8 protein-coding genes are annotated in these 14,809 nt (G+C 68.8%); 3 read left to right on the top strand and 5 right to left on the bottom strand.

The window, feature by feature from the left end; all coding sequences use genetic code 11:
* Positions 1–212 precede the first annotated feature (212 nt).
* The 3 genes from QM699_RS12365 to QM699_RS12355 are packed head-to-tail and all read left to right on the top strand — an operon-like array spanning position 213 to position 3,197.
* Complete coding sequence (locus QM699_RS12365) at positions 213–521, top strand: antibiotic biosynthesis monooxygenase family protein (RefSeq protein WP_415011402.1); 309 nt, start codon at positions 213–215, stop codon at positions 519–521.
* Positions 505–2,430, top strand: coding sequence for an iron chelate uptake ABC transporter family permease subunit (locus QM699_RS12360; RefSeq protein WP_415011401.1), 1,926 nt, complete (start codon positions 505–507; stop codon positions 2,428–2,430). Before QM699_RS12365 ends, QM699_RS12360 begins: the two co-directional genes overlap by 17 nt.
* The gene (locus tag QM699_RS12355; RefSeq protein ID WP_415011400.1) at positions 2,427–3,197 is read left to right on the top strand and encodes a heme ABC transporter ATP-binding protein; all 771 of its coding nucleotides are present in this window, start codon (positions 2,427–2,429) and stop codon (positions 3,195–3,197) included. The genes QM699_RS12360 and QM699_RS12355 overlap by 4 nt, the downstream gene beginning before the upstream one ends.
* A 26-nt stretch (positions 3,198–3,223) precedes the next feature.
* On the opposite strand, the gene QM699_RS12350 is transcribed toward QM699_RS12355, so the two are convergent.
* The 5 genes from QM699_RS12350 to rpoB form a co-directional block, all read right to left on the bottom strand.
* Complete coding sequence (locus QM699_RS12350) at positions 3,224–4,024, bottom strand: calcium-binding protein (RefSeq protein ID WP_415011399.1); 801 nt, start codon at positions 4,022–4,024, stop codon at positions 3,224–3,226.
* A 21-nt stretch (positions 4,025–4,045) separates the two neighbouring features.
* Positions 4,046–4,843 carry a calcium-binding protein gene (locus QM699_RS12345; protein ID WP_415011398.1) on the bottom strand — a complete coding sequence of 266 codons (798 nt, stop codon included), beginning with the start codon at positions 4,841–4,843 and terminating at the stop codon, positions 4,046–4,048.
* Positions 4,844–5,024: 181 nt separating this feature from the next.
* Positions 5,025–6,082, bottom strand: a protein-coding gene (locus QM699_RS12340) for an IS630 family transposase (RefSeq protein ID WP_415009400.1) whose coding sequence is annotated in 2 segments (ribosomal slippage) — positions 5,025–5,602 and positions 5,602–6,082 — 1,059 coding nt in all. Because the reading frame shifts where the segments join, the coding sequence is not laid out codon by codon here.
* Positions 6,083–6,291: 209 nt separating this feature from the next.
* Positions 6,292–10,494, bottom strand: coding sequence for a DNA-directed RNA polymerase subunit beta' (rpoC, locus tag QM699_RS12335; protein ID WP_415011397.1), 4,203 nt, complete (start codon positions 10,492–10,494; stop codon positions 6,292–6,294).
* Positions 10,495–10,541: 47 nt separating this feature from the next.
* Positions 10,542–14,675 (bottom strand): DNA-directed RNA polymerase subunit beta, encoded by a 4,134-nt coding sequence (rpoB, locus tag QM699_RS12330; RefSeq protein ID WP_415011396.1) that lies wholly within the window; start codon positions 14,673–14,675, stop codon positions 10,542–10,544.
* Positions 14,676–14,809: the final 134 nt, after the last annotated feature.

Genomic DNA, 14,809 nt, shown 5'->3' with positions numbered 1-14,809 from the left:
GCGAGGGCGGCCCCACCCCGGGGCCGGATCCTCGGGAGCGGTGCAGTGACCGCGGCGGGCTCCCCTATTCCGCCAACGCGCTAGCATTCCTGACTTACGCAGTCAACAATGCGGCGGCGTCGCTTTCGTATTCTTGACTGAATCGCTCTGGACGGGCAAACCGCCTGGAAATCCGCGGCATCCGCGCCGTCGGCAAGGGAAGGACCAGCGAGATGTTCGTGGCGATGAATCGGTTCCGGGTGCAGCATGGGTCGGAGGACGCCTTCGAGGATGTCTGGCGCAGCCGCAAGAGCCGGCTCGACGAGATGGACGGGTTCGTCGACTTCCACCTGCTGCGCGGGCCGGGGCGCGACGACCATACGCTCTATGCCTCGCACACGATCTGGCGCGATCGCGACGCCTTCGAGGCGTGGACGAAGTCGGAGCAGTTCCGCGAGGCGCACAAGGGGGCGGGCGCCAACAAGCCGCTCTACCTCGGGCATCCCGAGTTCGAGGGCTTCACCAGTGTCGAGGGGGTCTGACCGCGGCGGGCTGACCCGTCGCGCGGCGCTCATCGCCGGCGGGGCGGCGCTCCTCGCGCCGCGGGTGCGGGCGGCCGAGGCCGGGCGCATCGTGATCGCGGGCGGCGACCTCGCCGAGATCGCCTTTGCCCTCGGTGCCGGCGGCCGGGTGCTCGCCACCGACGACACCGCGACCTGGCCACCGGAGGCGGCGGCGCTGCCCAAGGTCGGCTACATGCGCCGGCTGGCGGCCGAGGGCATCCTCGCGCTCGCGCCCGACCTCGTGCTCGCCAGCGCGGATGCCGGGCCGCCCGCCGTGTTCGACCAGCTGCGCGCGGCCGGCCTCCGGGTCGAGGTGGGGCCGCCGGGCCACGACATGGCGGCGGTGGCGGCCAAGATCGGCTTCGTCGGTGCAAGCCTGGGGCTTTCCGATGCGGCGGCGCGGCTCTCCGCGACGGTCGCGGCCGATCTCGCGCGCGTCGAGGCGGCGCTCGCCCCCCTGCCTGACACGCCGTCGGTCCTGTTCCTGATCTCGGTCGGCCGCGGTGCGCCGATGGCCGCCGGGCGCGACACCGCCGCCGATGCCATGATCCGCCTCGCCCACGCGCGCAATGCCGTCAAGGGCTTCGACGGCTACAAGCCGCTGTCCGCGGAGGCCGCGGTCGGCTTCGCGCCCGAGGTCGTCCTGCTGCCCGACCATGCGGTCGGGCCGGCAGGCGGGGCAGAGCAGGCGGTGGCCGCCGCCGGGCTCGGGCAGACGCCGGCCGGGCGGACGGGCCGCATCGTGGTGATGGACGGGCTGAAGCTGCTCGGCTTCGGCCCGCGCACGCCCGAGGCGGTGGCAGAGCTGGCCCGCGCCCTGCATCCCGGCGCGACCCTCGAGCTTCTGATGCGGTCGCTTCGCAGGCGGCCGTCTCCGCGACCGGCGGTCGTTCTCGCCGGCTTCGCCCTGGCGGTGCTGGCGCTGGCGGTCGCCGGGATCGCGCTCGGGCCGGTGCCGCTCGGCCTCGGCGAGGTGCTGGCCGCGCTCTCGGGGCAGGGCAGCGACAGCGCGCGGGCGATCGTCATCGAAATCCGCGCACCCCGCGTGGCGCTGGGCGCGGCGGTCGGCGCCGGGCTCGCGCTGTCGGGCACGACGCTGCAAGGGGTGCTGCGCAATCCGCTGGCCGACCCCGGGCTGATCGGTGTCACCGCCGGGGCGGCGCTCGGCGCCATCGCCTCGATCGTCTTCGCCGAGGCGCTCGTCGGGGCGGTGCCGGCGGAGGTCCGGCCGTGGCTGCTGCCCGGGGCGGCGTTCGCGGGCGCGCTGGCGTCCACGGCCCTCGTCTTCGCCATCGCGCGGCGCGGCGGGACGACCGACGCGGCGACACTGATCCTCGCCGGCGTCGCGATCAACGCCATTGCCGGCGCGGGGGTTGGACTGATGACCTACCTGAGCGACGACCGCCAGCTGCGCGACCTGACGTTCTGGAGCATGGGCGGGCTCGGCGGCGCCAGCTGGCGCGCGGCCGGGCTGGCCGCGGCCTGCGCGCTCGTTGCTGGCGCCGGGCTCTGGCGGCTCGCGGCGGGGCTCGACCTGCTGCAGCTCGGCGAGCGGGCGGCGTGGCACGCCGGGCTGGAGGTCGAGCGGCTGAAGCGGCGGGCCGGGCTGTTCTCGGCGCTCGCGGTCGGGGCGGGGACGGCGGTCGCCGGGCCGATCGGCTTCGTCGGGCTGGTCGCGCCGCACATCGCCCGGCTGTGCGTCGGGCCGTCGCACCGGCTGGTGGCGCCGGCCGCGGCGCTGGTGGGCGCGGGGCTGCTGCTCGGCGCCGATCTTGCGGTGCGTCTGGTGGTGCCGCCCGCCGAGCCGCCGGTCGGTCTTGCCACCAGCCTGATCGGCGGGCCGTTCTTCCTGTGGCTGCTGCTCGCGCGGATGCGGCGGAATGCTTGAGGCGCGCGGGGTTTCGCTCGCGCGCGGCGGGCGGCCGGTCCTCGAACTCGGTGTCGCTGGCAGTCGCGCCGGGGGAACTCGTGGCGCTCTGCGGGCCGAACGGGGCCGGGAAATCGAGCCTGCTCGCGGTGCTCGCGGGCGAGCTGCGCCCCGGGGCGGGGGAAGCGCGCCTCGACGGCCGGCCGCTGGCGACGCTCGGCCCCGGTGCGCTCGCCCGGGAACGGGCGATCCTCGAGCAGGCGCCGACGCTGGCCGCGCCGTTCACCGTGTCGGAGCTGGTCGGGCTCGGCATGTCGCTGGTGGCGCGGGCCGACGTCGACGAGGCCGCCATCCGGTCCCGGGCCCTTGCGGCGGCGGGGGTCGCGGATCTGGCGGGGCGAGGCGCCGATCGGTTGTCCGGCGGCGAGCGGGCGCGGGCGCATCTGGCCCGGGTGCTGGCGCAGCTCTGGGCCGGACGGGCGGCCGGAGGCGGGCGCTATCTGTTGCTCGACGAGCCGACGGCGAGCCTCGACATCGCCCATCAGCTCGTGGTGATGCGCGCGGCGCGGGCCGAGGTGCGCGCGGGAGCGGGCGTGCTCTGCGTGCTGCACGACTTGAACCTCGCGGCCGGGTTCGCCGATCGGGCGGCGCTCATGCAGGCAGGCCGCATCGTGGCCGCCGGGCCGCCCGTCGAGGTGCTTCGGGCGGACCGTCTGAGCGAAGTCTATGGGAGCCCCCTTGCGGTCGAGCAGACCACGCGGGGGCTCCGGGTCTTTTCCGAGTTCTGACGAACGCCGCCAGACCTCGGGAAGCGTCAGGCGAGAATGAACTCGCTGCCGTCGAAGTCGGCGAGCACGTGGTTCTCGATGACGATCCGGGTGCCGAGGCCGATGTTGAACACCACGTCGTCGCCGTTCTGATAGCCGGTGTCGAGCACCGTCTGGGCGTTGGCGAAGTCGTAGTCGGTCACGTCGATCTTGTCGTTGCCGGTGCCGAAGTCGCGGATGACGTCCGTGCCCTGGCGCAGCGAGAAGACGAAGGTGTCGGCGAGCTGGCCGCCCTGCAGCCGGTCGTTGCCGGTGCCGCCGGAGAGCAGGTCGCGCCCGCCGCCGCCCACCAGCGCGTCGTTGTCGCCGCCGCCCTGCAGGGTGTCCTGGCCGAGGCCGCCGGCCAGCCGGTCGAGCCCCGCCCCGCCGCGCAGGTCGTCGTTGCCCTCGTCACCGGACACGAAGTCGTCGCCGGTGCCGCCGTTCACCCAGTCGTTGCCGGCATTGCCGTAGAGCGTATCGTTCCAGCCGTCGCCCTGCAGCGTGTCGTTGTCGGTGCCGCCGAACAGGATGTCCTCGGAGTTGCCGCCGGAGAGGTAGTCATTGCCGGCGCCGCCATCGAGCGAGTCCTGGCCATTCGCGCCGTAGAGCGAGTCGTCTCCGGCGCCGCCCATCAGGGTGTCGGACCCCTGGTCGCCATAGAGCACGTCGGCGCCGAAATAGCCGACGAGCTTGTCGTTCGCGAAGCGGCCGTAGAGGGTATCGTTCCCCTCGAGACCGAAGAGGATGTCCTGGCGCGGGCCGCCGATCAGGATATCGGCGCCGGTGGTGCCAACCTGTACGGGCATGTGTCTGCTCCCTCTCGATATTTACAGGATGAAGTCGGTGGCGTCGAAGTCGGCCACGACGTGATTGGCGAGGACCATGCGCGTGCCGGAGCCGAGGTTGAACACCACGTCGGACCCGTTCTGATAGGCGGTGGCGATCACGTCGTCGGCGCTGGCGAAGTCGAAGTCCTCGACGTCGATCCTGTCGTTGCCGCGGCCGAAGTCCACCACCGTGTCGGTGCCGCTGCTCTCCTCGAAGACGAACGTATCGGCGAGCTGGCCGCCCACGAGGCGGTCGTTGTCGGTGCCGCCGGCGAGCACGTCGCGTCCGGCGCCGCCGGAGAGGAGGTCGCGGCCCGATCCGCCGTCCAGGCTGTCCGAGCCCGTGCCGCCGAACAGCCGATCGTCGTGGAGGTTGCCGTAGACCGTGTCGTTGCCGTCGCCGGCGTCGATCGAATCGTTGCCCCAGCCGCCGCTCAGCCGGTCGTGATGGGCACCGCCGAAGATCGTGTCGTTGCCTTCGTCACCGTTGATGGTGTCGTTGCCGTCGCCGCCGTCCAGGATGTCGGCCGCGTTGCCGCCGCGCAGCAGGTCGTTGCCGGTCCAGCCATAGACCGTATCCGCGCCGTTGTCGGCGAACAGCACGTCGTCGCCGGTGCCGCCGTTCAGGAGGTCGTTGCCCTGATCGCCATGGATCGAGTCGTTGCCGACGCCCCCGACCAGGCGGTCGTTGCCGAAGCGGCCCGAAATCGTGTCGTCGCCGCCGAGACCGTTGATGTAGTCGTTGAGCGGGCCGCCCGCGAGATTGTCGGCGCCGGCGGTTCCGAGATAGCGTGGCATGAATTTCCTCCTGTTGGTTGAGCGAGGGTGTGCAGCCCTCAACTCGACCTGTCGCTTGGACCCGTGCTCGGGCGCGGAGGCATGGTCAACACAACTAATGGCAGTTCGCAAGGCGAGGCCGGTCAAACCGAGGCCTCCCGGGCGTAAATGGGAAACTATGGTTTATACCAACCCGCATTGATCAGAACCCTTGCGCCCAGTCCCGACGGCCGATGGATCGGATGCGCCAGGGTTGGTCGACGAGGTCGTTCCAAGCGGCGCAGCAGTGGGCGACGATGTCGTCGTAGCCCTTGAAGACCCGGTTCGAGAGCCAGTTGTCGCGCATGAACTGCCAGATGTTCTCGACCGGGTTCAGCTCGGGCGAGCGGGGCGGCAGTGGCAGGATGGTGATGTTCTTCGGCACGATGAGGGCGCGGGCGAGGTGCCAGCCGGCCTGGTCGAGGATGAGGATGGCGTGGGCGCCCGGCGCCACCGCGGTGCTGATCTCCGCGAGGTGCGTCTGCATCGCCGGCGTGTCGCAGAACGGCATGACGATGCCGGCGCCCTTGCCCTCGGCCGGGCAGATCGCGCCGAAGATGTAGGCCCAGGCGGTGCGCTGGTCGTGCGGCGCCCGCGGTCGGGCGCCCCGCCGCGCCCATCTTCGGGTGAGCTTGTTCTTCTGCCCGATCCGCGCTTCGTCCTGGAACCAGAGTTCTATGCGCTTGCCGGGATGCGCGGCGCGGACCTCCGCCACGCGCTCCGGGAGACTTTTTTGAAAGCCGCCGCCGCCTCCGGATCCTGGGCGTAGTGCCGCGGCCGCGCCGAAAGCTTGCGGAAGCCGAGCGCCCGGAGTTCCCGTCCCACCGTCGCCTCGCTCACCGACACCCGGAACGCCTCCCAGAGCCACTGCACCAGGTCGATCCGCCGCCAGCGCACCACCCCGTCGCGCCAGGGCTCAGGTCCCGCCTCCACCACCTGCGCCAGCGCCGCCCGATGCTCTGCCGTCAGTGTCGGCGCCTTGCCGGGGGCATGCCGGTCGATCAGCCCCGACGGGCCTTCCGCGTTGAACCGCAGCACCCAGTCCCGCACGATCTGCAGCCCGACCCCGCCGACCCGCGCCGCCTCCGTCCGCGTGCCGCCCTCCGCGATCACCGCCAGCGCCAGCAGCCGACGCACCTGCTTCGCATCCCGGCTGTCCCGCGCCAGCCGGCGAAGATCGTCACCATCCAGATCACCCCGAAGCCCGATCGCTGCCGCCATGGAAAACCCCTTCGTTCTCCATGATGAATCACGACAACGCCCTCAGGGGAATCCCCCGCGTGAGTCAGGACCTATGCGCGCTGGTATTACGCTGCGCCGCCCGCGCGAACGCGGCTCCGGCCGGCCGGTGCAGCATCGCAGAATGTGACCGTGAAAAGCCGAGGGCCCGCCGATCGGAATCGGCGGGCCCTCGGTATTCCGGATCGCGATTACTCGACGTCGAAGCCCATGGGCTCGGCGATTTCGTCGATTGCCAGCGCGTCCATCGCTTCCTCGCGGCGGTCGGCGATGATCGCCGCGTCGCGGTCGGTCGCGATCTTCTTGATCGTGTGGGTCGCGCCGCCCGTACCGGCGGGGATGAGCCGGCCGACGATGACGTTCTCCTTCAGCCCGACGAGCTTGTCGCGCTTGCCCTGCGTCGCCGCCTCGGTCAGCACCCGCGTCGTCTCCTGGAAGGAGGCGGCGGAGATGAACGAGCGGGTCTGCAGGCTCGCCTTGGTGATGCCGAGCAGGATCGGGGCGCCCTTGGCCGGTTCGCGGCCGGCGGCGATCGCCTTCTCGTTCTCCTCGTCGAACTCCTGCTTGTCGACCTGCTCGCCCTTCAGCAGCGTGGTGCCGCCGGACTCCGCGATCTCCCACTTCTGCAGCATCTGGCGGACGATCACCTCGATGTGCTTGTCGTTGATCTTCACGCCCTGCAGGCGATAGACCTCCTGCACCTCCTCGATCAGGTAGTCGGCCAGCGCCTCGACGCCCATGATGGCAAGGATGTCATGGGGGGCAGGGTTGCCGTCCATGATGTACTCGCCCTTCTGGATGAGGTCGCCTTCCTGCACGGGGATGTGCTTGCCCTTCGGCACCATGTACTCGACCGCCTCGAAGCCCTCTTCGTTGGGCTCGATGATGATCCGGCGCTTGTTCTTGAAGTCCTTGCCGAACTTCACCCGGCCGGAGATCTCGGCGATGATCGCGTGGTCCTTGGGTCGCCGCGCCTCGAAGAGTTCGGCCACCCGCGGCAGACCGCCGGTGATGTCCTTGGTCTTCGCGCCTTCACGCGGGATACGCGCGATGACGTCGCCGGGGCTGACGTGCTGGCCGTCCTCGACCGAGAGGATCGCGTCGACCGACATGGCATGGACCTCCGGGTTGCCGTTCGCGAGGCGAACCGGCTCGCCGGTCTCGGGATCCATGACGATGACCTCGGGCTTGAGGTCGTTGCTGCGCGGCGCGGCGCGCCAGTCGGAGACGATCTTCTGGCTGATGCCGGTGGCATCGTCCATCTCCTCGCGGACCGACAGGCCCGGGATGAGATCGACGAACTTCGCGACGCCCGCCTTCTCGGCGATGATCGGCAGGGTGTAGGGGTCCCACTCGGCAAGCTTGTCGCCGCGCTTCACCTCCGCGCCCTCCTTCACCAGCAGCTTGGTGCCGTAGCCGAGCTTGGAGACCATCCGCTCCACGCCGTTCTCGTCGACGATGGCGATCTCCATGTTGCGCGCCATCGCGATCTGCTCGCCCTCGAGGTTGGTGAGCAGGCTGGCGCTGCGGAACTCGACCTTGCCGGCCTGGCTCGACTCGAGGAAGCTCTGGCTGCCGCCCTGCGCGATCCCGCCGATGTGGAAGGTGCGCATGGTGAGCTGGGTGCCCGGCTCGCCGATCGACTGGGCCGCGATGATGCCGACCGCCTCGCCCGGGTTCACCTTGGTGCCGCGCGCCAGATCGCGCCCGTAGCACTGGGCGCAGATGCCGTCGTCGGCCTCGCAGGTGAGCGGCGAGCGGATCTGCATCTCCAGCACGCCCGACGCCTCGATACGGTCGGCGTCGCGCTCGTCGATCAGGTCGTTCGCCCGGAAGATCACTTCGCCGGTCTTCGGGTCGAGCACGTCCTCCGCCGCGACGCGGCCGAGGATGCGCTCGGCGAGCGAGGACACGACCTCGCCGTCGGCGATCGCCGCCCGCGCCGTGATCGACTTTTCCGTGCCGCAGTCGTCGATCTTGACGATGCAGTCCTGCGCCACGTCCACCAGACGACGGGTCAGGTAACCCGAGTTCGCCGTCTTCAGGGCCGTGTCCGACAGGCCCTTCCGCGCACCGTGGGTCGAGTTGAAGTACTCGAGCACGGTCAGGCCTTCCTTGAAGTTCGACACGATCGGCGTCTCGATGATCTCGCCCGAGGGCTTGGCCATCAGGCCGCGCATGCCGCCGAGCTGCTTCATCTGCGTGACCGAGCCGCGGGCGCCGGAATGGGCCATCATGTAGACCGAGTTCGGCTCCTGCTCGGCGCCGGCCTCGTCCCGCCGGGTGGCGGAGATGGCCTTCATCATCGCGTCCGTCACCCGGTCGTTGCACTTCGACCAGGCATCGACGACCTTGTTGTACTTCTCACCGGAGGTGATGAGGCCGTCCATGTACTGCTGCTCGAAGTCCTTCACGAGGCTCCGGGTTTCCTCGACGATGGGCCACTTCTCTTCCGGGATCACCATGTCGTCCTTGCCGAACGAGATGCCGGCCTTGAACGCCTCGGTGAAGCCGAGACCCATGATCTGGTCGCAGAAGATCACCGACTCCTTCTGGCCGCAGTAGCGGTAGACGGTGTCGATGACCTCGCCGACCTCCTTCTTGCGAAGCAGGCGGTTCACGATGTCGAACGGCGTCTTGAAGTTCTTCGGCAGGAGCTGTCCGAGCCGCAGGCGGCCGGGGGTCGTCTCGAACCGCTTGGTGATCGACTCGCCGTTCTCGTCGATCTGCTCGATCCGGGCGGTGATCTTCGTGTGCAGGTTGACGACGCCGGCGTGCAGCGCGTGGTCGACTTCCTCGATCGAGCCGAAGACCATGCCCTCGCCCGGCTGCCCGTCGCGCTGGATCGACAGGTAGTAGAGCCCGAGGATCATGTCCTGCGACGGCACGATGATCGGCTTGCCGTTCGCGGGCGACAGAACGTTGTTCGTCGACATCATCAGGACGCGCGCCTCGAGCTGGGCTTCCAGCGAGAGGGGAACGTGCACGGCCATCTGGTCGCCATCGAAGTCGGCGTTGAAGGCCGAGCAGACCAGCGGGTGCAGCTGGATCGCCTTGCCCTCGATCAGCACGGGCTCGAACGCCTGAATGCCGAGGCGGTGCAGCGTCGGCGCGCGGTTCAGCAGCACCGGATGCTCGCGGATCACCTCGTCGAGGATGTCCCAGACCTCCGGGCGCTCCTTCTCGACGAGCTTCTTCGCCTGCTTGACGGTGCTGGAAAGCCCCTTGGCGTCGAGACGCGAATAGATGAACGGCTTGAACAGTTCGAGCGCCATCTTCTTCGGCAGGCCGCACTGGTGCAGCTTCAGCTCCGGGCCGGTCACGATGACCGAGCGGCCGGAGAAGTCCACGCGCTTGCCAAGCAGGTTCTGGCGGAACCGGCCCTGCTTGCCCTTCAGCATGTCCGAGAGCGACTTCAGCGGCCGCTTGTTGGTGCCGGTGATGACCCGGCCGCGACGGCCGTTGTCGAAGAGCGCATCGACCGATTCCTGCAACATCCGCTTCTCGTTGCGGATGATGATGTCGGGCGCGCGCAGCTCGATCAGCCGCTTCAGGCGGTTGTTGCGGTTGATGACGCGGCGGTAGAGGTCGTTCAGGTCCGAGGTCGCGAAGCGGCCGCCGTCCAGCGGCACCAGCGGGCGCAGCTCGGGCGGGATGACCGGGATCACCGTCAGCACCATCCACTCGGGACGGTTGCCGGACTCGCGGAAGGATTCCACCAGCTTCAGCCGCTTGATGATCTTCTTCGGCTTCAGCTCGCCGGTCGCCTCGGCGAGGTCGGCGCGCAGCTGCTCGGCTTCCTGGTCGAGGTCGATCGCCGCCAGCATCTCGCGGATCGCTTCCGCACCGATGCCGGCACGGAAGGCGTCCTCGCCGAAGCGGTCCTGCGCGTCGAGGTACTCTTCCTCGGTCATCATCTGGTTCTGCTTCAGGTCGGTCAGACCCGGCTCGATGACGACGTACTGCTCGAAGTAGAGGATGCGCTCGAGGTCGCGCAGCGTCATGTCGAGCATCAGGCCGATGCGGCTCGGCAGGCTCTTCAGGAACCAGATGTGGGCCACCGGCGAGGCCAGCTCGATGTGGCCCATGCGCTCGCGCCGGACCTTCTGGAGCGTCACCTCGACGCCGCACTTCTCGCAGACGACGCCGCGATACTTCATGCGCTTGTACTTGCCGCACAGGCACTCGTAGTCCTTGATCGGCCCGAAGATGCGCGCGCAGAACAGGCCGTCACGCTCCGGCTTGAACGTGCGGTAGTTGATGGTTTCCGGCTTCTTGATCTCGCCGTAGGACCAGCTGAGGATACGCTCGGGCGACGCCAGCGAGATCTTGATCTCGTCGAACGTGCGGACGGGGGCGACTGGCTGGAACGGGTTGGTAAGTTCCTGATTCATCTCGAATCCTTATCCGTGTTGCGGGAAAGTGGGGGCGGCGGCCGCCCTCACTCCGCTTCCGAGTCCAGAAGCTCGATATTCAGCCCGAGCGAGCGGATCTCCTTGACGAGAACGTTGAACGATTCCGGCACGCCGGCCTCGAAGTTGTCCTCGCCCTTGACGATCGACTCGTAGACCTTGGTCCGGCCGGCCACGTCGTCCGACTTCACCGTCAGCATCTCCTGCAGCGTGTAGGCGGCGCCGTAGGCTTCGAGCGCCCACACCTCCATCTCGCCGAACCGCTGGCCGCCGAACTGCGCCTTGCCGCCCAGCGGCTGCTGGGTGACGAGGGAGTACGGCCCCGTGCTCCGCGCGTGGATCTTGTCGTCCACGAGGTGGTGCAGCTTCAGGAGGTACTTCACGCCGACGGTCACGGGACGGGCGAACTGCTCGCCGGTGCGGCCGTCGAACACCACGGACTGGCCCGAGGTGTCGAAGCCCGCGCGCTCCAGCGCGTCGTTCACGTCCGCTTCCTTGGCGCCGTCGAAGACCGGGGTCGCGATCGGCACGCCGCGGGTGACGTTGCCCGCCGCCTCGAGGAACTGCTCCTCCGGCAGGTCGGCGATGGCCTCGTTGTAGACGTCCTCGCCGTAGGCGATCTTCATCGCCTCCTTGAGCGGCGTCATGTCACCCTTGTGCTTGTACTCCTGGATGCCGGCGTCCACGGCCTTGCCGAGGCCGCGCGCGGCCCAGCCCATGTGCGTCTCGAGGATCTGCCCGACGTTCATGCGGCTCGGCACGCCCAGCGGGTTCAGCACGAGATCGACCGGCGTGCCGTCGGCGAGGAACGGCATGTCTTCCTCCGGCACCACGCGGGAGACGACGCCCTTGTTGCCGTGACGGCCGGCCATCTTGTCGCCGGGCTGCAGCTTGCGCTTCACCGCGATGAAGACCTTGACCATCTTCATCACGCCCGGCGGCAGGTCGTCGCCGCGGCGCACCTTCTCCACCTTGTCCTCGAACCGCCGCTCGAGAGCCTTCTTCTGGATCTCGAACTGGCCGTGCAGCGCCTCCTGCGCCTGCGCGTCGGCATCGTCGCCGAGCGCGAGCTGCCACCACTGGCCGCGGCTGAGCGTGCCGAGCAGCTCCTCGCTGATCTCGGAGCCGGCCTTGATGCCCTTCGGGCCCTTCACCGCGGTCTTGCCGAGGATCAGGCTCTTCAGGCGGGCGTAGATGTTGCGCTCGAGGATGGCGAGCTCGTCGTCGCGGTCGCGGCTGTGACGCTCGACTTCCTCGCGCTCGATCTGCAGCGCGCGCTCGTCCTTGTCGACGCCGTGCCGGTTGAACACCCGCACCTCGACGACCGTGCCATAGTCGCCCGGCGGCAGCCGCAGCGAGGTGTCGCGCACGTCGGACGCCTTTTCGCCGAAGATGGCGCGGAGCAGCTTCTCCTCCGGCGTCATCGGGCTTTCGCCCTTGGGCGTGATCTTGCCCACGAGAATGTCCGCCGGCCCGACCTCGGCACCGATATAGACGATGCCCGCCTCGTCGAGGTTGCGCAGGGCCTCCTCGCCAACGTTCGGGATGTCGCGCGTGATCTCCTCCGGCCCGAGCTTGGTGTCGCGGGCGGCGACCTCGAACTCCTCGATGTGGATCGAGGTGAAGACGTCGTCCTTGGCCACGCGCTCGGAGATGAGGATCGAGTCCTCGTAGTTGTAGCCGTTCCACGGCATGAACGCGACCAGCACGTTCTTGCCGAGCGCCAGCTCGCCCAGATCCGTCGACGGGCCGTCGGCGATGAACTCGCCCTTGCCCACGGTGTCGCCCACCTTCACCAGCGGGCGCTGGTTGATGCAGGTGTTCTGGTTCGAGCGCTGGAACTTGCGCAGGCGGTAGATGTCGACGCCCGGATCGCCCGGCGCCACGTCCTCGGTGGCCCGGATGACGATGCGCATCGCGTCGACCTGGTCGACCACGCCCGCGCGCTTGGCGGTGTGCGCGGCGCCGGAATCGCGGGCCACGATCTCCTCGATGCCGGTGCCGACGAACGGCGCCTCGGCCCGGAGCAGGGGCACCGCCTGCCGCTGCATGTTCGAGCCCATCAGCGCGCGGTTCGCGTCGTCGTTCTCGAGGAACGGGATCAGCGAGGCGGCGACGGAAACGAGCTGCTTCGGCGAGACGTCGATCAGGTCGACGTTCTGCGGCGGGTTCAGCATGAAGTCGCCGGCCTTGCGGGTCGACACGAGGTCGTTGGTGAAGCGCCCGGTCTCGTCGAGATCGGCGTTCGCCTGCGCGACGGTGTGCCGCATCTCCTCGGTCGCCGACATGTAGACGACTTCGTCGGTGACGGTGCTGTCCTTCACCCGGCGATACGGGGTTTCGATGAAGCCGTACTTGTTCACCCGCGCGAAGCTGGCGAGCGAGTTGATGAGACCGATGTTCGGGCCTTCCGGCGTCTCGATCGGGCACATGCGGCCGTAGTGGGTCGGGTGAACGTCGCGGACCTCGAAGCCCGCACGCTCACGGGTCAGACCGCCCGGCCCGAGCGCCGACAGGCGGCGCTTGTGCGTCACCTCGGAGAGCGGGTTGGTCTGGTCCATGAACTGGCTGAGCTGCGACGAGCCGAAGAACTCGCGCACCGCCGCCGCCGCGGGCTTGGCGTTGATGAGATCCTGCGGCATCACCGTGTCGATCTCGACGGAGGACATGCGCTCGCGGATCGCGCGCTCCATGCGGAGCAGGCCGACGCGATACTGGTTCTCCATCAGCTCGCCCACCGAACGCACGCGCCGGTTGCCGAGATGGTCGATGTCGTCGATCTCGCCGCGGCCGTCGCGCAGGTCGACCAGCGCCTTGATGCAGGCGATGATGTCGGCGTTGCGGAGCGTGCGGACGGTGTCCTCGGCGTCGAGGTCGAGGCGCATGTTCATCTTCACGCGGCCGACGGCCGAGAGGTCGTAGCGCTCGGGATCGAAGAACAGGCTCTGGAACATGACGTCGGCGGCCTCGACCGTCGGCGGCTCGCCCGGGCGCATGACGCGGTAGATGTCCATGAGCGCCTGGTCGCGGTTCATGTTCTTGTCGACCTGCATCGTGTTGCGGATGTACGCACCCACGGTGATGTTGTCGACGTCGAGGGTCGGGATCTCGGTGACGCCGTTGTCGAGCAGCACCTTCAGCACGCCGCCGGTGACGTCGCCGCTCTTGGTGTCGATGTCCCAGGTCAGCTCGTCGCCCGCCTCGGCCCAGATCAGGCCGGTATCCTCGTTGATGATGTCGCGCGCGGCGAAGCGGCCGACGATGGCGTCGAAGGGCACCAGCACCTCGGCGATGTCGCCCTTCTCCTGCCACTCCTTGACCATGCGCGGCGTGACCTTCTTGCCGGCCGGCGCGATCACCTCGCCCGAAGCGGCGTCGATCAGGTCATAGCTCGGCTTCGAGCCGCGCATCCGCTCCGGGAAGAAGCGGGTGGCCCAGCCGTTGCCCTCGCGACGGTAGGTCACGGTGTCGTAGTAGGCCGCCATGATGGCGTCCTGATCCATGCCGAGGGCATAGAGCAGCGTCGTCACCGGCAGCTTGCGGCGCCGGTCGATGCGGGCATAGACGATGTCCTTGGCGTCGAACTCGAAGTCGAGCCAGGACCCGCGGTAGGGGATCACGCGCGAGGTGAAGAGCAGCTTGCCCGAGGAATGGGTCTTGCCCTTGTCGTGGTCGAAGAACACGCCCGGAGAGCGGTGCATCTGGCTGACGATGACCCGCTCGGTGCCGTTGACGACAAAGGTGCCGTGCGGCGTCATCAGGGGCATGTCGCCCATGTAGACGTCCTGCTCCTTGATGTCCTTGACGGAGCGGGAGCCGGTCTCCTCGTCGACCTCGAAGACGATCAGGCGCAGCGTGACCTTGAGCGGCGCGGCATAGGTCATGTCGCGCTGCATGCATTCCTGCACGTCGTACTTCGGGTATTCGAGCTCGTACTTCACGAATTCGAGAACGGCGGTCTCGTTGAAGTCCTTGATCGGAAAGACCGACTGGAACGTCCCCTTCAGCCCCTCGCCGTCGCGGGGCTCCGGGCCGTCGCCGGACGCGAGAAACAGGTCATAGCTCGACTTCTGAACCTCGATGAGGTTCGGCATTTCCGCGACCTCGCGGATCTTGCCGTAGAATCGCCGAATGCGCTTGTGACCTGAATACCGCTGAGCCATGCTCGAACCTCGTTGCATGCGAGCCATCCGGTGGGGACGGATGCCTCGGCTGTGCCGGACGCGACGGCCCTATGCTTGTGCGACTTCCCACATCGCACACCCGGACCACCCTGCGTCTTTGCCGACACCCGCAC

Source organism: Amaricoccus sp., from assembly GCF_047602525.1.
Lineage (GTDB): Bacteria > Pseudomonadota > Alphaproteobacteria > Rhodobacterales > Rhodobacteraceae > Amaricoccus.
Note: the sequence above shows the minus strand (reverse complement) of the source record. Positions and strands in the feature narration are given on the sequence as shown.

Coding starts and splice junctions, on each gene's coding strand:
- QM699_RS12365 (WP_415011402.1), top strand. CDS start 213: ATGTTCGTGGCGATGAATCGGTTCCGGGTGCAGCATGGGTCGGAGGAC.
- QM699_RS12350 (WP_415011399.1), bottom strand. CDS start 4,024: ATGCCCGTACAGGTTGGCACCACCGGCGCCGATATCCTGATCGGCGGC.
- QM699_RS12345 (WP_415011398.1), bottom strand. CDS start 4,843: ATGCCACGCTATCTCGGAACCGCCGGCGCCGACAATCTCGCGGGCGGC.
- rpoC (WP_415011397.1), bottom strand. CDS start 10,494: ATGAATCAGGAACTTACCAACCCGTTCCAGCCAGTCGCCCCCGTCCGC.
- rpoB (WP_415011396.1), bottom strand. CDS start 14,675: ATGGCTCAGCGGTATTCAGGTCACAAGCGCATTCGGCGATTCTACGGC.